At 31.8% G+C, this 22,101-nt stretch carries 20 protein-coding genes and 1 pseudogene; all 21 read right to left on the bottom strand.

Annotated features, from left to right (window positions below; all coding sequences use genetic code 11):
* Positions 1-155: 155 nt before the first annotated feature.
* The 21 genes and pseudogenes from GCU34_RS01245 to GCU34_RS01150 all read right to left on the bottom strand — a co-directional run bounded on the left by GCU34_RS01245 (position 156) and on the right by GCU34_RS01150 (position 22,096).
* On the bottom strand, positions 156-1,037 hold the full coding sequence (locus GCU34_RS01245; protein WP_072780432.1) for a bifunctional 5,10-methylenetetrahydrofolate dehydrogenase/5,10-methenyltetrahydrofolate cyclohydrolase: 882 nt from the start codon (positions 1,035-1,037) through the stop codon (positions 156-158).
* A gap of 66 nt (positions 1,038-1,103) precedes the next feature.
* A pseudogene (gene ffh, locus GCU34_RS01240) lies at positions 1,104-2,443 on the bottom strand (signal recognition particle protein).
* Between the two features lie 108 nt (positions 2,444-2,551).
* Positions 2,552-2,740, bottom strand: coding sequence for a YgaP family membrane protein (locus GCU34_RS01235; protein WP_072780437.1), 189 nt, complete (start codon positions 2,738-2,740; stop codon positions 2,552-2,554).
* 1 nt (position 2,741) lies between these two features.
* Positions 2,742-3,047 carry a hypothetical protein gene (locus GCU34_RS01230; RefSeq protein WP_072780439.1) on the bottom strand — a complete coding sequence of 102 codons (306 nt, stop codon included), beginning with the start codon at positions 3,045-3,047 and terminating at the stop codon, positions 2,742-2,744.
* Between the two features lie 11 nt (positions 3,048-3,058).
* The gene (locus tag GCU34_RS01225; protein ID WP_072780442.1) at positions 3,059-6,256 is read right to left on the bottom strand and encodes an efflux RND transporter permease subunit; all 3,198 of its coding nucleotides are present in this window, start codon (positions 6,254-6,256) and stop codon (positions 3,059-3,061) included.
* A gap of 66 nt (positions 6,257-6,322) precedes the next feature.
* Positions 6,323-7,405, bottom strand: coding sequence for an efflux RND transporter periplasmic adaptor subunit (locus tag GCU34_RS01220; RefSeq protein WP_072783336.1), 1,083 nt, complete (start codon positions 7,403-7,405; stop codon positions 6,323-6,325).
* Between the two features lie 56 nt (positions 7,406-7,461).
* The gene (locus tag GCU34_RS01215) at positions 7,462-8,772 is read right to left on the bottom strand and encodes a TolC family protein (RefSeq protein ID WP_072780444.1); all 1,311 of its coding nucleotides are present in this window, start codon (positions 8,770-8,772) and stop codon (positions 7,462-7,464) included.
* 164 nt (positions 8,773-8,936) lie between these two features.
* Positions 8,937-9,065, bottom strand: coding sequence for a hypothetical protein (locus GCU34_RS14040; protein WP_262488930.1), 129 nt, complete (start codon positions 9,063-9,065; stop codon positions 8,937-8,939).
* A 13-nt stretch (positions 9,066-9,078) separates the two neighbouring features.
* Positions 9,079-10,539, bottom strand: coding sequence for an NAD(P)/FAD-dependent oxidoreductase (locus tag GCU34_RS01210; RefSeq protein WP_072780447.1), 1,461 nt, complete (start codon positions 10,537-10,539; stop codon positions 9,079-9,081).
* Positions 10,540-10,642: 103 nt separating this feature from the next.
* A complete protein-coding gene (gene cydB, locus GCU34_RS01205) occupies positions 10,643-11,719 on the bottom strand; it encodes a cytochrome d ubiquinol oxidase subunit II (protein WP_072780449.1) in 1,077 nt (358 codons plus the stop codon).
* Between the two features lie 3 nt (positions 11,720-11,722).
* Entirely contained in the window at positions 11,723-13,054 is a 1,332-nt protein-coding gene (locus GCU34_RS01200) for a cytochrome ubiquinol oxidase subunit I (protein ID WP_072780452.1), read from the bottom strand.
* A 56-nt stretch (positions 13,055-13,110) separates the two neighbouring features.
* Complete coding sequence (locus GCU34_RS01195; RefSeq protein ID WP_227658712.1) at positions 13,111-13,368, bottom strand: hypothetical protein; 258 nt, start codon at positions 13,366-13,368, stop codon at positions 13,111-13,113.
* A gap of 78 nt (positions 13,369-13,446) precedes the next feature.
* Positions 13,447-15,045 carry a hypothetical protein gene (locus GCU34_RS01190; protein WP_072780457.1) on the bottom strand — a complete coding sequence of 533 codons (1,599 nt, stop codon included), beginning with the start codon at positions 15,043-15,045 and terminating at the stop codon, positions 13,447-13,449.
* A gap of 362 nt (positions 15,046-15,407) precedes the next feature.
* Entirely contained in the window at positions 15,408-15,707 is a 300-nt protein-coding gene (locus GCU34_RS01185) for a thioredoxin family protein (protein WP_178138320.1), read from the bottom strand.
* A gap of 7 nt (positions 15,708-15,714) precedes the next feature.
* A complete protein-coding gene (locus GCU34_RS01180) occupies positions 15,715-15,915 on the bottom strand; it encodes a hypothetical protein (RefSeq protein ID WP_072780463.1) in 201 nt (66 codons plus the stop codon).
* Positions 15,916-16,518 (bottom strand): class I SAM-dependent methyltransferase, encoded by a 603-nt coding sequence (locus GCU34_RS01175; protein WP_227658711.1) that lies wholly within the window; start codon positions 16,516-16,518, stop codon positions 15,916-15,918.
* Positions 16,519-16,719, bottom strand: a complete 201-nt coding sequence (locus tag GCU34_RS01170; RefSeq protein WP_143146157.1) for a DUF6132 family protein — start codon at positions 16,717-16,719, stop codon at positions 16,519-16,521.
* A 1-nt stretch (position 16,720) separates the two neighbouring features.
* A complete protein-coding gene (locus GCU34_RS01165; protein ID WP_227658710.1) occupies positions 16,721-17,698 on the bottom strand; it encodes a Tll0287-like domain-containing protein in 978 nt (325 codons plus the stop codon).
* A 58-nt stretch (positions 17,699-17,756) separates the two neighbouring features.
* Complete coding sequence (locus tag GCU34_RS01160; RefSeq protein ID WP_072780468.1) at positions 17,757-19,250, bottom strand: MBOAT family O-acyltransferase; 1,494 nt, start codon at positions 19,248-19,250, stop codon at positions 17,757-17,759.
* On the bottom strand, positions 19,243-20,661 hold the full coding sequence (locus tag GCU34_RS01155) for a GDSL-type esterase/lipase family protein (protein WP_072780470.1): 1,419 nt from the start codon (positions 20,659-20,661) through the stop codon (positions 19,243-19,245). Before GCU34_RS01155 ends, GCU34_RS01160 begins: the two co-directional genes overlap by 8 nt.
* Positions 20,651-22,096 (bottom strand): SGNH/GDSL hydrolase family protein, encoded by a 1,446-nt coding sequence (locus GCU34_RS01150; protein ID WP_072780472.1) that lies wholly within the window; start codon positions 22,094-22,096, stop codon positions 20,651-20,653. The genes GCU34_RS01155 and GCU34_RS01150 overlap by 11 nt, the downstream gene beginning before the upstream one ends.
* Between the last annotated feature and the right edge of the window lie 5 nt (positions 22,097-22,101).

Here is a 22,101-nt window from a genome sequence, read left to right as displayed (position 1 = left end):
CACCAGCTGCAACTATTAATTCTTATTTAATTTGGTTAGCTGTTTTAGGAATTTCATATATCCTTTACACATTAAACAAAAGAAATTCGATTAAAGAATCAAAATAATAAAAAAAGCGTTGAAAATTTCAACGCTTTTTTTTATCAATAAATTAATTATTTCATTTTTCTACCTTCTCTAGCCAATAAAGTGTTTTTCAATAACATTGCAATTGTCATTGGTCCAACACCACCAGGAACTGGTGTAATATGTGAAGCTTTTTTAGATACATTTTCAAAATCAACATCTCCAGTTATTCGATATCCTTTTTCAGTAGTTTCATCGGCAACACGAGTAATACCTACATCAATTACAACAACATCGTCTTTTACCATTTCAGCTTTTAAATAATTAGGAACACCTAAAGCTGTAATGATAATATCGGCTTGTGAAGTAATTTGGTTAATATTTTTAGTATGACTATGCGTTAAAGTAACTGTTGAATTTCCCGGAAACCCTTTTCTTCCCATTAAAATACTCATAGGGCGACCTACAATGTGACTACGACCAATTACAACAGTATGTTTTCCTTTTGTTTCAACATTATAACGTTCTAATAATTCTAAAATACCAAATGGAGTTGCTGGAATAAATGTACTCATATCTAAAGCCATTTTTCCAAAGTTTTCAGGATGGAAACCATCAACATCTTTACTTGGGTCGATTGCCATTAATATTTTTTGTGTATCAATTTGTTTAGGTAGCGGAAGCTGAACTATAAAACCATCAATATCGTCATTTTCATTAAGTTCTTTAATTTTCTTTAAAAGCTCAATTTCAGTTGTTGTACTTGGCATTTTAACCAAAGTAGATTCGAAACCTACACGCTCACAAGCTTTAACCTTACTTCCTACATAAGTTAAACTCGCGCCATCGTTACCCACAATAATTGCTGCTAAATGAGGAACTTTTTCGCCGTTCTCTTTCATTTTAGCTACTTCGGCAGTGATTTCATTTTTAATGTCTTCCGATACTTTTTTACCGTCTAATAATACCATTTCGTTGTGTCGTTGTGTTGTTTATTTATAAAAAAGAAGACGCGAAAAATCGCGTCTTATATGTTTTTACCTCATTCCTTTCATTCCACCGCCCATAGCGCGCATCAAATTTTTACCCGCACCACCTTGCATCATCTTCATCATTTTGCTCATTTGGTCAAACTGCTTCATTAGTTGGTTTACTTGTTCAACCTTAGTTCCAGAACCTTTAGCAATTCGTATTTTACGCTTACCATCTATAATTGAAGGTTTACTTCTTTCTGAAGGTGTCATCGAATGAATAATAGCCTCAATATGTTTAAATGCATCGTCTTCAATTTCAACATCTTTTAACGCTTTTCCAGCACCAGGAATCATTCCAACCAAATCCTTCATGTTACCCATTTTTTTAATTTGTTGGATTTGCGTTAAGAAATCGTCAAAACCGAATTCATTTTTAGCAATTTTCTTTTGTAATTTTCGAGCTTCTTCCTCATCATATTGTTCTTGCGCTCTTTCTACTAAGGAAACAACGTCTCCCATTCCTAAAATTCTATCAGCCATACGAGAAGGATGGAATACATCGATAGCATCCATTTTTCTCCTGTACCAATAAACTTAATAGGTTTGTTTACTACCGACTTAATTGTAATAGCAGCTCCACCACGAGTATCACCGTCTAATTTAGTTAATACAACTCCGTCAAAGTCTAATCTATCATTGAAGGCTTTAGCAGTATTTACCGCATCTTGACCTGTCATTGAATCTACTACAAATAACGTTTCGTGAGGTTGAATGGCAGCGTGAACATTTGCAATTTCGTTCATCATTTGTTCGTCTACAGCTAAACGACCAGCCGTATCGACAATAACTACATTAAATCCGTTTGCTTTTGCATGTTTAATTGCATTTTGAGCAATTTCAACAGCATTTTTATTTTCAGGTTCAGAATAAACTTCTACACCAATTTGATCTCCAACAACATGCAACTGATTAATAGCCGCAGGGCGATAAATATCACAGGCTACTAATAAAGGTTTTTTGTTTTTCTTAGTCTTAAGAAAATTGGCAAGTTTACCAGAAAAAGTTGTTTTACCAGAACCTTGCAAACCAGACATTAAAATAATTGAAGGATTTCCTGATAAGTTTACACCAGCAGTTTCCCCACCCATTAATTCGGTTAATTCGTCTTTAACGATTTTAACCATTAATTGTCCAGGTTGTAACGTTGTTAATACATCAGAACCAATTGCTTTATCTTTTACTCTTGTAGTAAAATCTTTTGCAATTTTAAAGTTAACATCGGCATCAAGTAATGCACGACGAACTTCTTTTAAAGTATCGGCAACATTTACATCGGTAATTTTACCGTGACCTTTTAATATATGAAACGCTTTGTCTAACTTATCGGTTAAATTATCAAACATCTTGTCTAATTTTTGTAAGCTGCAAAGATAGTATTTTAGATAATAGTTTCAAAAGTTTACTTTCTTTATACAAAAGAAAAAATCCCAACCGAAGTTGGGATTCAAAAATCAATCTTTAATTTTAAAAACTTTTCGAAGTATATCTTCCATTAAGCACCATTTTGTAATGGATGATTGTAACAAATTAGCGCCTACAAAAATGGTAAACCACAACCAATTTTGGTTAACATACATTGCTAAAAGGACACTTATAATTATGAAGGCTCCGGCAATTGCTCTTATTATTCTATTTATCATTTTAATTGTGTTTTTCAACAGATAAAACTGCTGCGTGAATATGTGAAATTGTTTCTTGTTTTAAATTAAATTTTTCTACTGAATCGAAAATAGCTTCTACATTTTGTTTTTGAACAAATGCAAAGAAAACTACTGATTCTGTTTCGTTCATTTCGGAACCAAACCAATTGGTTTCAACTGCATCTTCTGTACTATCTCGATATCCTTTTACATCACGATACGAATAGGACAAAACTTTTGCTTCTTTAAGCATTTTTTTAACTTCTTTGTCAAACTCAGCTATAGCTGTAATAACTACTAATTTCATATGCTTAATTTTTAATTATTGTTTTCCCATTTTTTACGCTCTGTGATGTAATAAATCAATGGAACTACAATTAATGTTAGTAAAGTTGATACAATCGCTCCAGCAACTAACGAAATGGCTAATCCTTGGAAAATTGGATCAAATAATATGATTGATGCTCCAATTACAACCGCTCCTGTTGTTAATAGAATTGGTGTTGTTCTTACTGCACCAGCTTCAATAATAGCTTGTTTCATTGGAATTCCATCATTTAAACGAATCTCGATAAAGTCGATTAACAAGACGGAGTTTCGAACCATTACTCCCGCTAAAGCAATCATTCCGATAAAAGAAGTTGCGGTGAAGAATGCTCCTAATAACCAGTGACCCAATACAATCCCAACCAGTGAAAGTGGAATAGCAACCATCATTACAATTGGCGTTTTAAAGTTTTGAAACCAACCAACAATCAACATATAAATTACTATAATTACGACTAAGAAAGCAGCTCCTAAATCACGGAAAACTTCTAAAGTAATTTGCCATTCTCCATCCCATTTTACTGTAAAATCATTTTCAGAATCAGGTTGACCCATGTAAATTTCATTTACAGCATAACCTTTAGGTAATTTCATTTCTTGTAATTTCTCGTTCATTCCTAAGATTGCATATACTGGACTTTCCAAAGCTCCAGCCATATCGGCTAAAACGTATACTACTCTTTTTTGGTCTTTGCGATAAATTGCATTTTGTAACGTATCAACTTTTACTTTTACCAAATCACTTACAGGAACAACATTACCTTGACTTCCTTTAATTTTTAAATTTTGAATATCTTGTAATGATGTTTTTTCAGAATCGTCTAATGCTAATACAATTCCAACAGGATCAACAGAACGCTCATCATATAAATTTGAAACTGGCATCTCACGAAGTAGATATGTTAAATTTCCAACTACCTGTTGTGGTGCAATTCCGTTTAGCATTGCTTTTTCTTTATCTACTTCTAATTTGTATTCAACTTGTGGTGCTTCAACCATCCAATCGATATCAACGACGTCTGAAGTATTTTCAAGAATTCCTTTTACTTGATTGGCCACTTCAATTTGTTGTTTATAATCTGGTCCGTAAACCTCAGCAACCAAAGTTGACAACACTGGTGGTCCTGGCGGAACTTCAACAATTTTTACATTGGCACCATATTTCTTTGCAATTTTTTGTACCTCTGGACGAACTAATTTTGCTATGTCATGACTTTGTAAATCTCTGTCTTCTTTGTGTAACAAATTCACTTGAATATCAGCCATATTACTTCCGCCACGCATATCATAATGACGCACTAAACCGTTGAATGTTATTGGTGCAGAAGCTCCAATGTAATTTTGATAATCTACCACTTCTGGAACTGTAGAAAGATATTGCGCAATTTCTTTTGTAACTGCAGCCGTTCTTTCTAAAGTTGTTCCTTCTGGCATATCGATTACCACTTGGAATTCGTTTTTATTATCAAAAGGTAACATTTTTACCGCCACCGATTTGGTAAAGAACATTGCAACAGAACCTAGTAATAAGAAGATTGTAATGGCAAACATTACGTTTCTCTTCGCTGAACTATTCAATAATGGCTCTTCAAACTTTTTATATATTTTGAAAATCCATGAAGTTTCCAATCCTTGTTCTTCTTTATGTTCTTGCTCATCTTTTTCTTGTAACAAGTGATAGCCTAAATACGGTGTAACTGTTAAGGCTACGAATAAAGACAACATCATCGCGATTGACGCTCCAATTGGCATCGGACTCATATAAGGCCCCATCATACCACTTACGAAAGCCATTGGTAAAATTGCTGCGATTACTGTAAACGTTGCTAAAATTGTAGGGTTTCCTACTTCATTAATAGCGTAAATAGCTGCTTGTTTAAACGGTAGGCGCTTCATTTTAAAGTGCCTGTGCATATTTTCGGCAATGATAATACTATCGTCAACGACAATACCAACAACGAATACTAGGGCAAAAAGGGTGATTCGATTTAAGGTATAACCTAACATGTAATAACTGAAAAGCGTTAGTGCAAACGTTAACGGAACGGAGAAGAAAACCACTAATCCGCCTCTCCAGCCCATAGCTAGCATTACTAAAACAGTTACTGCTAAAATGGCAACACCTAAGTGTAATAACAACTCACCTACTTTGTGTGATGCTGTTTCTCCATAGTTACGTGTAATTTCTACATGAACATCAGACGGAATTAAGTTTTTCTTTAGTTCTTCAACATGCGTTAAGATTTTCTCTGAAATCTTCATCGCATCGGCTCCTTTTACTTTGGCAACAGAAATGGTTACCGCTGGATATTCAGAATTGTGAGATTTGAAATTCTCATTAGCTTTTCCGTATCCAAAAGAAACATAATTCTTTGGAGTTTGTGGTCCATCTTGAATAGTCGCTACTTGTTTTAAATAAACAGGCATGTTTTTGTTCACACCTACAACTAAATTCTCAACATCTTCTTTATTTGCTAAAAACTTACCCGTAGTAACTAAATATTCTTGATCATTTTGCACAAAAGACCCTGATTGTGAACTTCCGTTATTGGCTTTAACCATTTGCATAATGCTCAATGCATCTACACCGTTTTCAGCCATTTTATCTTTATCTAAAACTACTTTTAGCTCTCGTGTTCTACCACCAATTTCTTTTGTAATGGCAACATCTTTTACTTTTTCAATTTCATTCGTAACTTCTTCTGCTAATTGACGTAATTGAAAATCATCATAGTTTTCACTCCATAGTGTTAAACCAAGCATAGGAACATCGTCAATAGAACGTGTTTTAACCATTGGTTGCATTACACCTTCTGGAAACATGTCTTGGTGTTTCATTAACTCATCGTATAATTTCACATACGAATCTTCGCTGTTTTCACCTACATAGAATTGAACTACCATCATCGAATAGCCGTTAAATGCCATACTGTGAATATGTTCAACTCCTTTGATGTTTCCAATGATTTTCTCAAGTGGTTTAACTACTCTACTTTCAACTTCACTTGGATTTGCTCCTGGATACATGACCATAACATCGGCCATAGGAACGTTAATTTGTGGTTCTTCTTCCCTTGGAATTAAGAACGAACTATAGGATCCAATAATCATCAACGCTACCATTAATAAAATGGTTAGTTTCGAATTGATGAAAAAATTGGCTATTTTACCTGAAATACCTTCTTGCATAATCTTAATGTGTTAATTTGTCAATTTGTCTATGTGTCAATTAAAATTGGCTAAATGACATATTGATTAATTGGCTAATTGAATTTTAGCACCATTGAATAACTTACCTTCAGCAGAAACAATGTATTGTTCTTTATTGTTTAAACCTGACAATACCTCTACTTGGTTTCCAAAAGTCTTTCCTAAACGCAACCAACGTAAGATGGCTGTATTATTTGCGCCAATCGTGTAAATCCCTGTTAACTGACCTTGTTTCACTAATGCACTTTCTGGAACTAAAACCACATCTGATGTAGTAACATTTGCTTTCTTTTCCACTGGAAATTGAACATTTACAAACATCCCTGATAAGATTTTAGCATCCGTTTTATCTAAATCGATTTTTACTAAATATTGTCCGCCTGTATTTTTAGCAGATAAACTTACTTCGCTTACTGTTCCATTTACTTCAGTTCCTAATGATTTTACTAAAACTTTTACTTTCATTCCGTTAGTAATTGAAGCAATATCACTTTCAGAAACCATCGCTGTTACTTGCAATTTTTTGGCACCTTCAACGCTTACTAAAGGCATTCCTGGATTTGCCATATCACCTTCTTTTACGAAAGTATTTGTTACAACTCCATTAAAAGGCGCTGAAATATTTGAATAGGCAAACTGAGCATTGATTTCATTTCGCATTTGTTTTGCAGCTTCTAAACCAGCTTTAGCCATTTCGTAGCGAGCCGTCATATCGTCTAATTCTTTTTGCGAAGCACTTTGTTGTGCAAATAAATTCACGAAACGATCATAATCTTTTTTCGCATTATTATAAGCAGCTTGTGCTTGAATAATAGAAGCATCTACTTGTGCTTTTTTAGCTTGTAAATCGGTATTGTTTACCGAAACTAATAATTGTCCTTTTGTAACTTTTTGTCCGACTTTTACATTTACTTTTGTAACAAATCCCATCATACGCGTACTTAAATTAGCACTGTTTTCTGCTTCGATTTTTCCACTTGCTGAAACGTATGGACTTGAGTCTGTTTCTGATATACCAGCTACTTTTACTGCAATTGCTGGTAAAGTAGCTACTTCTTCTCTTTTATCACCTCCACAAGAAATTAATAATGTAGAAGTTACTATTAATATTGCGATTGTTTTTTTCATATTTCTATTATTTTTAGTCTTAAACATCTTGACTCCGCTCGATGTGACAAACTCATTTAGTTAGTTAAAAATTTTTGGTATTGTTTAGTGAAATTATATTCGAAAACAGCTTGTAAAAACTCTAATTCTTTTTTTGATTGTTGGGTTTCCGCCATTAATAAATCGGTTGTTTTTTCTAAACCTTGTTCGAATCTATTTTTACGAATTCTGTATGATTCTTGTGCTTGTTCGAATGCTAATTTTGATAAGTTCACTTTATTTTCAGCATCGGCTAATTGACGATTGGTTTTGTTCAATTCTAGCTGACTTTGTTTTTTATATTGTTCGGCTTCGGATTCAGCTTTTTGGAAATCGGCTTTTGCTTTTTGGTTTTTACCAATGCTTTTATAACCATCAAACACGTTCCATGATAATTGAGCACCTAATAAATATCCTTTTGCAGAAGTTCCGAATAATTTGTCATCATACATTTGGTAATTCCCAAAGGCGTTTAATCTTGGTAGGAAACCTAATTTTGTAGATTGGAACATTTTCCCGTACGCTTCTGTTGCTTTATCCATCGCTTGAATATCTTTTCTGTTTTCAGAAATAGTTGCTACCATTTCCTCAACTTGAATTTCATTTTCTAAAGTTTCTGTAGGTTTAAAAACCTTCTCTTTCATATCTTCATTCAAAAGAAACCCTAAGTAATCTGAAGCATTTTTTACATTACTTTTTGCATATTGTAATTGATTCGCTACTTCATTAACTCTAACTTGTACATCTAATAAATCTGTTTTTTGAAGCATTCCATTTTTGAAGTAGTTTTCTACCATTTTTAAGTTTCCTTGAGCTGTTTCATTAGCTTTTGTTAAAACACCAACTGCTTTGTACGCTAATTGTAATTGCATATACGCTTTTGAAACTTCTAACTGTAAATACTCTTTTGTGCGTTCCGTTTGCAAACTCATTGCATCCATCTTTGCTTTTGCTGCTTTTCTTTCGTACAAACCATCTAAATTGATTAACGGTTGTTGCACTTCAATCATCGTAGCAAAATTTTCAACATGTTCAGGGTCATTTAGCAGAGCTGGATTAAAATCATTCATTGTTAAAATTTCCTGATTTAATTTTGAACCAAAAGCCATTAAAGGGTTTGTAGTTGTAATTGCTGTGTGTGACGCCGAAATGTTTGGCATAAACAAAGCATTCGACTGACGATAATCAGCTTGAGCAGATTTGAATGCTTTTTCTGCAATTTTTATTTGCAAATTTTTATCATTCACTTTTTCAAGTACATCGCTCTTAGAGACTGATAAAGTATCTTGAGCTACTACACTTAATCCTGTTGAGATAATAATTGCAAGACTTAATTTTACTTTGTTCATCGTTATTATTTTTTAGCAAATTTAGGTTGACAATTTTCCTTACTCAGTAACAAGAGTTACACTTAATTGTAACCATTATTACAAAAAAGACGAAAGCACCTAAAAAGATGCTTTCGTACTAACCAATAAAACTAAAAACAATCATCAACAATGACGATGTGTTATTATCGCGTTCCTCCATGACCGCCCGCAACAATTTTTAAAATTCTAACATTTAAATAGAAGAATTTAAACAATTGCAAAAGTGGATTCTGCATTTTACGCTTTTGTGCTTTTGATATTCTTTGTGTCATAATTTTATTTTTTTTATTCAGGAATTAACCACCAAAATGGCTTCATTTTTGCTTTCCAGATAAAAGCATAGTGTAATGCTAATTTTACCCAATGTCCTGCTAAACCTATATCGCCAAAGGTTTTATTAATATCGCGTCCTTGAGTTTTTGGGTATTTTTTATAATCTGGAACAATAGGATAAGTTGTGATTGAAACACCGCTACCTTGTGTAATTCCGTAACCAGCAGAAGCAATACAAGCTGCCCCCATGTTTCCTAAAGACCCTTTATGATGTAATGATTCTTTACCTAACTTGATTGAATCTATAATATTATCAGCTACTAATTTTGCTGTAATTCCTGAAGGCATTCCTGTACGCGGTGGCGAAGGAAAAATTTCTGTTCCATTCTTACTTTTTCTAGGTTTAGAAATAGAATGTGGTGGTGCAAAAGCAATTCCTGGTGCAAAAATATTTTTATATGAAGGGTTTTGATAGGTTTCTGGCCAATCTTGAACCGTCCATTCTTCATAAGGCTTTGATGTATAATCAGCATCTACAATCATAAAACCTTTAAATAATTTATCGGTAATATTCTGTCCTTCTTTATCATAAGCTTGAAAACCGTGTCCTGAAAATGCAGGAATTAACATTCCGAAATCGAAACTTTCAGTTTTAAATTCACCATCTAAGTTTTCATAATGAACCAATCCATCTTCAACTTTTGTTACACCTGCTTCTAAAATCCATTTAATTCCACGATCTTCAAAAATCATTTCGACCATATCTTTAGATTTCATGTTGAATCCATTATATTCCATCAACATACCATCCATACCAAAATCTCCTAATTCGTATTCGTTTGAAATCCAAGTAATTTCTGCTTTGTCGCGAACACCAAATTTTTGCAATTCTTTTTCCACGTTTAGGATATATTCAAATGCGGCACCTTGACAAGTTGCTTTAGGGTGACCAGTACCAATTAATATTTTAACTTTATGATCAGATTTTTTTAAAGTATCAATTAACTTATGTAAAGCTTCCGATGCATGCTCTGCATGATCATAAGTACATACGGAATACACTTTATTTGTAGCTGGCAATAATCCTTCTGTTAAATCGAAAGCTAATTTTGGCCCAGTTGCGTTGATTAGATAATCATAGGTAACTTTTTCTTGCTTCCCTAAGTTATCACCAAAAACTCCTTCAACTAAAATATAAGGTTTTAATTCTGAAATATCGCCTTCAGGATGAAATGAAATTGCTTTAGCTTGCTTATATCCTATTCCTTTTCTTTTATATAATGGTTCAAGTGGAAAAATTACATCTTCGCGTTTCATTCTTCCTATTCCTACCCAAATATTTGAGGGTACCCATTGGTAATTTCTGTTAGGAGAAACTACCAAAACCTCATGTTCTTCCGAAAGTTTTCTTCTTAAATGTGAAGCAGCAGTATGTCCTGCAATTCCAGCTCCTAATATTACTATTTTTGACATTTTGATTCGTTTAATTAATCAAAAGTATTAGTATTGTAATTGAACGACAGCTACTTTTGTTACAAATAAAAAAGCACCATTTAAAAATGATGCTTTAAATATTTTAATGTTCTCCGTAACCAATATCATCCATTTTCCCTTTAAAAACACGATATTGTATGGTGAAATAAATAGCTACTAAAACTACAGCAATAAAAAACCAACTCATACCCACAGACAGTCCATATTCATGAGTTGCGACATTCTCAACGGTTAATGATGGATTAATAGCATTAGTCGATGGTAATAATTTGGGGAATATTGAGGCAACTGTTGAAGCTAATCCTCCCACCAAAAACAAACTTGAAAATATAAAACCATAACCATCTTTTTTGAAAGTTCTTACTTTAAAAAGTCCAAATATTCCAATAAAAGTAATTATTGGTAAAACCCAAAGAAATGGATATTTAATAAAATTATGAAAAGGTTGAGGTTCAATTATATGCCATATAAATAATGACAAAATTACTAAAGCAAGCAAAACAAAATTTAGTTTAAAAACTACATTTTTTAGCTTTGAATTTAAATCGGAATTAGTTTTAAAAATAATCCAGTTTGCTCCATGAATTGTCAAGGCAACAACAGCAATAATTCCTAACATTAATGTAAACCAATCTATAATTCCCTGATGTTCTGCCTGTGGACTAAAAGATTCGTTCCATAATGGCAAGAAGAAATAATGAGGTTCATGAGTAGAAATTCCATTTTGAACCATTCCTAAATTTACACCGCGAACGACATTCCCAAGAGCGGCTCCAAAAAATAAAGCCAACAATAAACTTGCAATACCAAAAGCTTTATCCCAAATCGCTTCCCACAATGGATGATGAATTTGTCCGCGCAATTCCAATCCGACTGCTCTAAAAATGAGCAACCATAATACCATCATTAAAGGCAGATAAAATCCGCTAAAAGACGACGCATATAAAGTGGGAAAAGCAAAAAACAAAACGCCTCCGGCTGCAATCAACCAAACTTCATTAGCATCCCAAAATGGACCAATTGCATTTGTTATTGCCTTTTTATCTTTTTCTTCTTTTGCAAAAAATAAGTGAATGATACCTGCTCCAAAATCGTAACCGTCTAAAACGACATAAACGGCTAACATAGCAACTAGTACAATATACCAAAAATATTCCATGACTTAGTGTGTTTGAGGCTGCGGACCTTTTCTAATTATTTTTCCAACTAAAATTAAAAACAACATTCCCAATAAAAGGTATAAACCAATAAAACCTAAGAATGTAAACAATGTGTTTCCTGAAGAAACTGTTGGCGAAGCTCCTTCAGAAGTTCGTAATAAATTGTAGACTAGCCAAGGTTGGCGACCTAATTCGGCAGTGTACCATCCGGTGGTATTTGCAATATATGGAAAAGGCATGGCAAACATAAACGCCCACAATAACCAATTGGTTTCAAATAACTTTTTACGAACTAATTGTATCAAAGCTAAAAACATCATTCCGATGAAGATAGTTCCTAAACCAACCATAATATGATATCCGTAATACAAACCCGAAATATTGGTTGGATAATTCTCTTCCGGAAATTCATTTAAACCTTTAACTTCTTGGTCCCAATTTCCATACGTTAAAAAGCTCAAGATATTAGGAACAGCAATTTTGTTGTCTAATTTTTTATTTTGAACATCGGGTTGACCAATTAATACAATTTCAGAACCACCTTTTTCGGTATGAAAAATTCCTTCCATAGCTGCAAAAGTAACAGGCTGATATTTTACTACATTTTTAGCTAACAAATCACCTGTTGGCATAGCTACTATAACAGAAGAAATCAATCCGAAAACAACACCTGTTTTTAGAAAAAGCTTACCAAACTCGATATTCTTTTTGTTTAAAATATAAAATGCACCAATTCCAGCTACTACAAAAGAACTTGTAACAAGTGAAGCTGCTTGATTGTGTAAATATGAAGGCCAAAGCCAAGGGTTTGTAAAGAGGGCGCTAAAATTATTGAGTACAAATTTTACGTTTTCTAAAATTTCATAACCTACAGGATTTTGCATCCAAGAATGCGTTGCAATGATTAAAAATCCGCTCATCCACGAACCTAAGAAAACTAAAAATCCGGTTAAAAAATGAAGTTTATGGCCTAATAATTTTTCACCAAATAAAAACAAACCTAAAAAAGACGATTCTAAGAAAAAGGAAAACATACCTTCCATGGCTAAAGTTTGCCCGATGATTCCTCCTGTTAATTCCGAAAACTTTGCCCAATTGGTTCCAAACTGAAATTCCATTGGAATCCCTGTAACTACACCCATGGCAAAATTCAAGGCAAAAATTTTCATCCAAAACTTAGCAGCATCATTATATTGTTCCAGATTTGTTTTTAGAAATTTCCACTTAAAATAAACAATCATTAAAGATAAACCCATTGTTAGCTGTGGAAATAAGTAGTGAAATGTGATAGTAAATGCAAATTGCATTCTATCGTAAAATAGCATTTCTTCCATAAATTAAATATTTCTGCAAAGTTGGCTATTAAATTTTAAAATAATTGTAACAATAATTACAAAAAAAAGCTCCCAAATTGGGAGCTTTTGAAAATCAATTTATTAAGATTTTTTTCATCCATTTTTTTTGCAGAACAACATCCACCAGCTTTTGCTTCAGATCCACATGATTTTTTTTCTGCAGAAGCTTTATCAGCACAACAAGATTTCTCTGTTTTAGATTTATCTTTTTTTGCTTGTTTTGGCTCTTGAGCATTAACACTCATTGAAAATACGAAAGCTGCTAAAGCAACCATTGAAACTATTTTTTTCATTGTTAGATTTTTTAAATTTTATTGTTTTTAACTATATTAACAAATATATACATATTTTGATTTTCGTATATAATTTTATTATTTTTTTATGACTTTCTTTGAAACATAATATTTTTGATCAAAGATAAAGGTTAGAATTACCATTTTTTCTTTTGGTGATTCTAAATTAAAACTCATAGTGTTTTCACCAATTTTGTAATCCAAAATATCGCCTTCAGATAAAATTTTTCCATTCATTGATGAAATTAAATATTCTACTTTTCCTTGATAAGGTACCGTAAATTTTACCTGAATATTATCTCCATCTGTTGGATTTGGAAAAACATTAAAAGTAAAAGGATTACTTCCATCAATACTTTGAGTAGACAATGTTGGATTATATATCAATTTTACTTCATAAATAGAAGAATCGGCACTTGTTAAACCCGTTTGATTATCTGTAAAAGCTGTTGGTGAAGTACTTAAAATTCCACCAAATAAATGTCCAATTACAAATTCGGAACTCAAAATATTCGACAACTGAATTACTTCGTTAGCATAACGAGGTAAATTTACATTAGGAATAAATTCGGCTCCAGCGCCTTTTAAATTTGGCATTTCAACTGGAAATTGATATTCTTCTAAATCACCATTAGCTAATCGAGTAACACGACTTATAGTTTTAACAAAAGGAACTGTATTATCTTGAACTAAACTTCCATTTTGATAATAATATTGACTCATTCCTCCAAAAAACAAACTATGCATTTGGTTTGAATTAGCATCGTAAAGTCCGACCTTACCGCTATGATAATTGCTCAAATATTGGTTAAATTGTGTTTGCGGAAAATATCCGCTAGCTTTAATATCTACAGGATACAAAAAAGGTAAATCGGCACTAATTTGGAAAACACCTGATGAGATTGTATATCCCAATTCTCCATTAGGAAATACTTGAGGCACTAAGTTATAATCTCTTCGATGTAAATGAACTGCATCTAGAATTTCAGTATAATTAGAAACAATAGGGTTCGCTCCAGAATTATCAATTTCAAATTTTCTTATTGCACTAGAATAAGTTTGTGTAAAAGAAGGCCCATTCATAGGATTATATCTTCCTGTAAATTCATGTCCGCCTACTAAATAAAACTCATTACCAATTTTCCCTAACTGTCCTCCAGTTATAGCAAAATTTGAGCTAGAAATTTGCTTAAAAAAAGAAGTTATAGAAGTTCCATTTTCAATAGCACTCATTAATCCAACCACATCAATTGCAGTCAATTTATTATGAGAAATATGATCATTTGCAGAAGTAGAAAATGCATAACCACCAATTATATACAAAGTATCATCATCTTGGTAAAAATTCATATTTGTTGACTGTAATTGTTCTTTTAAACCTACAGGCAATGAATTAACTGATGCGGACCATAATTGATTATTTACCACATCAACCACATAAATATCGGTATTATTTTGATTTTCTGGGAAAGCATTGAATGGTTGCCTTGCGTGAATACCATCTTTTCTTCCACCTATTATTAACCATTTCCCGTTATGTTGAGCAAAAGCATATGAATGCAGTCCTGGCAAACCAGTTACATTTATAGGCGTTAAGACTACATCAAATGGAAATGAGCTTTGCGCTTGCGAAATTAAAAACAGAAAATTCGCAAACAAAAAAATTATTTTTTTCATTTGTTGTAAATTAAATTTTATTAAAAAAAACAGGATTACAACAAAAACTTTGGAGGATGCCAAATACTTGAAAAGTAATTAGAAACTAAAAAAAATCTATAAATTGTTTTAGTTTTTTCCTTTAATGGAATAAAATACACTGTAGGATAAATAATAATCTCTTTAACAAACTGAACAGGACTAAAATTTAAACTCATGATAAATTTGCCCTTTTCACATTCAGAATCTTCACTTTTTGACAAGACATTTTACACTCACCTCCAAATTGAACTTTTAAAGCTCTAGCTGAAGGTAATACTGTAAGTACAACTAAATAAAAAAGCAATATGTGAATTTTAAATTTCAAGTTGTAAAGATAAAAATTAAATTGAATTGAGCACTTTTTCTATAATTTCTTGTTTTGATAATACGTTTGGAGTTTTCCAAACCATATCTCCACTCTGGAACAATGCTAACATCGGCGCGCTTGAAATTGAAAACTCATCAGCTACAATAGGAACGTCATCGATATTTACTACAAAAATACTTAAACGTTTGCCTATTAAATTTTTAACTTGTTGTAATGTAGGCTCAATCATGGCACATGGCTCACAATTTGAGTTTATGAATTCAACTAATGTTGGTATTTCATTATTAATGATTTTTTGTAGTGCATTATCCATAATCATTTTACTTTTTTATGGAACAACTTCCTTGATGACATCCAAAATCAAAAATTGTTTGTATTAAAAAATATAACGCAAATAAATAAAAGAAACTTTCACCACTTTTATAAGCATGAAGACTTATTCCCATTGCCAAAACCAATCGAACAAAACGCATAATGTGCCAATTTGTAAAGAGTAACTTCTTCCAATTTATATTTTTCATTTAATTTCTTTTTGTAGCTAAAAATCGAATTACAGCTCCTTTACCTTGATGATACGGACCTTCATTTAACTTGATAATTTCTGTGTTTATAAAATCAAATGAAACTTCACTAAACTCATCTTTTATTTCTTTTTCAGAAAATAGCATAGTAATCTCTTTTGGACCACCTGATTCATAATTTAATTGTTCTTTTGTAAACGCTTCAAATAAAATTTTTCCATTTGGTTTCAAGAAAGATTGTATACGTTGATGTGCTTTTTTTCTAATTTCAGAAGGAAAATGAGCAAAAATAAAAACTACTGCATCAAAAAAGTCGTTTGGATAACTACATTGTAATACATCAAAAACATTGTAATTTATAGTAACTTTTTTTTCTTTTGCCAATCGTAGTGCTTTATCTTTAGCCGATTCGCTATAATCAAAAGCATAAACATCATATCCATTTTGAGCTGCAAATACTGCGTTTCGTCCTTCTCCTTCAGCAACAAATAAAATTTTGCCTTTAGTTAGTAAATGTAAATTTTCTTTTAAAAATTGATTGGGTTCAACTCCGTATGCGTATTCATTTTCGGCATATCTATTATTCCAAAATTCTTTCATCATTTATCTTTCTTTTTTGGGAGAAGTAACCAACATATTAAACAATAAGCCTCCCATTAAACCACCATAAAGTGTACTATTTAAAGGTTTCGATGTAATGGCACATGTTCCCGATGCACAACCTACATAATAGTAATATGCATAACCCGCAATTAAACCAACAACAACACCTATTCCTGTAATAATATATGCTTTCTTTTTCATATTATTTTTTATCAAATACAATACTCCAAATTCCTCTTACTTCGTTTTCACCATAACCAACAGCTAAATCATTTGGATACAATTCTTTTATTTTTTTTGAAACTTCAGGCTTGATATTTTCAGATTTTCCATGACATTGTAAACACATCGTGTTAGTCTCAATTGGATAGTAAAAATGTACTTGCTCTGCTCCCTCAACTACAATCGGCTTAACCTCTTTTTTCTCCGCTAAATCTTTTTTGAATTGCTCAATGTAGATTAGTTCTTCTTCATTTGCCCTATTATTTGGATTTCTATTTTTATCTGAAACTCGTTTAATTTTAGCATTGTAATGAACTGACATGCTATCTGTTAAAGGTATCGCTTCATGATTGCAAAACGCCAATGCTTTTTCAGTTCCTTCTTTTTGAATGGTTCCCATTAAGTTTTTGCCTAACACTTTTTTGGTTCCTAAAGCATATTCTAAACCAATATCAGCAAAGGTTTTTTCTTTTTCTTTGGAAACAAATTCTTTACCTGATTGTTCCCAATTATCGTTTCCATGTCCTTGCCAATGTTCTTTGAACCAAGTTGGTTCTTCAATTTTATAATCAAACATATAGGCCGCTATCTTAAGAACGGCACTATCGGGAAAAGTTTGTTTTGGCATTACCTGAAAACGTTTAACGGCACCGTATAATAGTGCTCTATCTTCTGTTGGATTTTCTATAAATTCTGAAACATACTTAATAAATTCTTCTCTATTATAGCCTTCTTTATCAATATATCTTGCTTTTATGGCAACCATAGGCGGAGCAATTCTTCCTTCCATTTCATCTGCAATTGGACTATGACATAAATAGCAATGTTTTTCCATTAACTCTTTTGCTTCAAAAGGATTGTAATTAAATTGAGTTACATCTTGTAAAGTAGATTCTTGCTTTGAGTTACAAGAAATAAAAAAAAACACAAAAACTGAAAATATCGAAAACTTATACACTATAAATCTTTTTTTCAAAGATAATTATACCTACAAGTACATAATGTAACTTTAGTTACTAAAACTGAAAGTAAATAAACGGTTGTGTTCCTTCGGCAGCTGTTGCATAAACAATCCAAAATACAAAACCTAAGATTATAGCTTGTATAACCCAAGATAACTTTCCAAAGTAATTTTCATTTAAACGAGTAAACTTACTTGGTATAAAATGCCAAATATATCCGAACAACATCAATAAAAATACATTTTTGTATCCTAATATTATCGTTTGAATTTGGTTCCAATTCCATTTAATATTTGAAATATTATGTAACATTACAAAAACGGTTTCAAAATCTTTAGCACGGAAAAATAACCAACAAAAAACAACGAAGTGAAAGGTTAAAAATATTTGAATTCCTTTAATAAGTGCATTTTTCGGCAATTTAATTCTTGTTTGAAAAAAGCGTTCAACAGCTAAAGCTAAACCGTGTAAAACGCCCCAAAAAACAAATTTCCAATTGGCTCCATGCCATAATCCACCTAATAACATTGTCATGAATAAATTGAAATAAGTTCTAATTTTCCCTTTGCGATTTCCACCCATTGAAATGTATAAGTAATCGCGTAACCAACTCGATAAGGAAATATGCCATCTTCTCCAAAACTCGGTAATTGAAGCCGATTTATAAGGCGTTAAAAAATTGGGAGGTAAAGTAAAACCCATTAATAAAGCTAAACCAATTGCCATATCGGAATATCCTGAAAAGTCGCAATAAATTTGGATAGCATAACCATAAGAAGCCATTAAATTTTCGAATGCTGTATAACTTGTTGGTGCATCAAAAACTCGATCGACAAAGTTTACCGAAATATAATCGGATATTACAGCTTTCTTTAATAATCCACCAATGATTAAGAATAAAGCTTTATTAAAATCTTCTTTTGTTAAATTTAATTTTTGATAAATCTGCGGTATAAAATCACTTGCTCTTACAATGGGTCCAGCTACTAATTGCGGAAAAAAAGAAACGAAAAATAAAAAGTCGATAAAACTCTTCGTTGGTTCTAATTCTTTTCGATAAACATCAATCGTATAACTCAAGGTTTGAAAAGTATAAAACGAAATTCCAACTGGAAGTATTATATCTTGAAAAGCCACATCTTCACTAAAAAGCTTATTGAAGTTATCGATAAAGAAATTGGTGTATTTAAAATAAGCCAATAATCCTAAATTGATTAATAAACTTAAGATTAAATAGAATTTCCTGTAAAATTTTATTGGTTCGACAAAGATTAATCGCGATAATGAATAATCAACTACTGATGAAAAAATAAGTAACCAAAAATAAACACCACTTGATTTATAATAAAAAAACAACGAAAATAAGACCACATATGTAATGCGGAAATAATGTGTTTTTTTACTCGCTATGTAAATAGCATAAAAAACTATAAATAATCCTAAAAACAACGCACTGTTAAATAACAATGGATTTTTAGGATCAAATAAAAACCATGAACAAACGGTATCCCAAGTTAAATTTTGGAAAAATTGAACAATACTATTCATGGATTAAATCTTCATAAGAATTAAATAATGCTTCATAAAAAAGAGTTCCTTGTAACTCATAACCTGCTTTAGAATAATGTACTTTATCTTTTGACATATATCCTTTAGAGAAATTTTTATTCACGCTGTAAAGTCCACCTAAAGCTTCAAACATATTCCAAACTGCAAAATTGTTTTCTTCAGCTTTTTCTAGTAATATTCTAGAATAATCAGCAACAATTGTATTTGGATATTTTCGTTTAAATAAACTTGGTGGTGGGGTTGTAACCAATATTTCAGCCGCAGGATTTTTGCTTTTAATAGCTAATATCATTTCATTTAAATTAGTGAAATATGTAGTAGCATCTTGTTTATCAAAACTTTCATTGGTTCCCAAAGAAATAACGACTAAATCAGCTTCTAGAGATTTTAGTTGATTAAAAAACATTGGAAACTTATTATAATCAGTAGCTTTTGCTCCATTAACTCCAATAGCATTATATACAATTCCTGAATTATTATTCTCTAATACAACTCCATTAAGAGCGTAATTTTCTTTATTTTCAGAAGGAATTAAATAGATTTTTTCTAACAAATCATTAGAATAATAATTGTGACTAAATTTATCTTGATATAGTTCTAGAGGCAAAAATTCTTTTCGGCTAATTGTTTGCGGTTGCATTTCGTTCGTTGGAATTTTTAATGTTTTTCCAGCCTGAATATTATTGTTTTTTAATCCATTTGCTTTCTTTAAAGCTGTAATAGAAACATTGTACTTATCTGCAATAATAGAAATTGCTTCTCCCTTTTTAATTTTATGAACTATTGTTTTAGGTACTGATGATTCTATTTTAATTTCTTTTGAAGCAGTTGCTAAATCAAAAAGCTTTTTATTATTTGGTGTAATAACTTTTATAGTATTAAAACTAAAGCTTTTATCGCGAACCGAAAGTTCAATAGCAAAATCTTTAGCTCTTGTTTCTAGTGCAATTCCACTTAAACCAACTGGTTTTGTTGTATCAGGATAAATGTTTCGATAACTTTCAAAACTTGTTGTTGCACTGTATTTTATAAAATAATTTCCGTTTGTTTTAGCCAAATTATAAGGAAAGGAAAAACCTAATCCTCCATTACCGAAGCGTTCTTGTAATAGGGAACGCATTTTCCCAGTAAACAAATCGGCTTGAATGTGAGAATCTCCAATGTGAACTATACGCAGTTTACAATTTTTGGTCTTTTCTAATTGTGCTAATTTTTGATAAAAATTATGGATTGATTTCGAGTTTATAATCTCATTAGAAAAACTATTCTCTTCTGCAATTACAACAGCGGCCGTATCGATTTCGACTTCATCTAGAAATACTTCTGTAGAATCTTGAGCAAAAGAACACAAGCCAACAAAAAATAAAAATGCCAATAATTTAATTCGCATAAATTGAATCTCCTTTCTTTACAATACTATCTCGTTTCTTTTTTTGCACTATTGGCTTTTTCTTTCTTAAAATTTTGTATTCTTGATAACCTTCTTCAATTTGAGAATAGATGAGCTTGGCTATATCTTTAGAACCTCTATAATTAAAATGCGTATAATCTTTATTAGCTCTCGATGGAACTTCCTCAACCCATTTTATCATGCTGCCTTCTCCACCCATTCTTTCATATAAATTTACAAAACCTGCTTTTGAAGTAACCGCATATTTCTTTTGCGCATAAATCAATGGAGCCACAGCCGAATCGGTTTTCATTTCTAAATCATACTTAGTTGCTTTATCGGCGGTTGAAATTACTAAAACTTCAGCACCAGGAAAACAATCTTTAATATGTGTAACTACTTTATTCATTCTGTTTTCGTACCAAGAATAATTTAAAGTACCATAATTTAAAACATTGGTACCATAATGCAAAATAATTAAATCGTAACCTAATTTTTCTTGAAACTCTTTCATTGTAGCAACATTAAACATTGATAATGGCAAACCCGAATTTCCTCTGCTCGAAAAATTATCAACATGAACTCCTTTACCATCATCAAAATTGAAACCATAAATAGGAATACTATCAGCATCTTTAAAATAAAGTTTCAAAGAATTTGCTCTATCTCCTAATTTTAATTCGTTTAATTTGCTATTTGGTCGTAATGCAACTTCAATAGTATCTTCATTTACAATTTTGAAAACTTTCCCATTTTCGTTTTTAGAAAAACCATAAAATAATGTTGGCTCTGGTAAAGTAGAAATGTGACGCATTTTACTCGCTTTATATGAAACCCAAGAAAATGGTAAAGAATCATTAGCATAAAAAACATGACCGTTTACTCCAAATGGATTGCGCGGTTGTTTTGTTTTTAAATAAGATTGTGTTTTCCAATTTCCTGAAAATTCATGCTTAAGCGAACTTCTAGAAGAAGCTGATTCGGAAGTAATGTTAACAAAACCAACGCCTTCTCCACCAAATTTATCTTGCAAAATAGTTCGTAAATCTTGCACAATCATATCTCCATCAGTCATTGAATCACTAAAATAAGCAATGCGAACTTTACCTTTTTTTGCCGTTTCTAATTGATATAATTTCTCGAAGAAATCAATTAAATATTGATAGCCATTATATTTTTCGAATGTTTCAGCTGGAAAAACCAAACCGTTTTTAGGTTCGAAAGCAATTTTTTCTTTCTCTTCTATTATTACAGAAGTTGTATCTGCTGAAGCAACAGCCTCAAGCAAGAGACTGTCGACAACAACATTATGAGATACTCCTTTTGGAGTTGGAAATAACTTATTGGGTAAAAATTCTTTAAAAATAAAGAACGAAATTGTTGCAAGAATTAATGTCAACAACGTCTTTGCGAAGTAATTATTTACTGTTTTCACAAAAT

The organism is Flavobacterium haoranii (assembly GCF_009363055.1).
Taxonomy (GTDB): domain Bacteria; phylum Bacteroidota; class Bacteroidia; order Flavobacteriales; family Flavobacteriaceae; genus Flavobacterium; species Flavobacterium haoranii.
The sequence above is the reverse complement of the archived record's forward strand: the minus strand, read 5'-3'. Positions and strand labels throughout refer to the sequence as shown.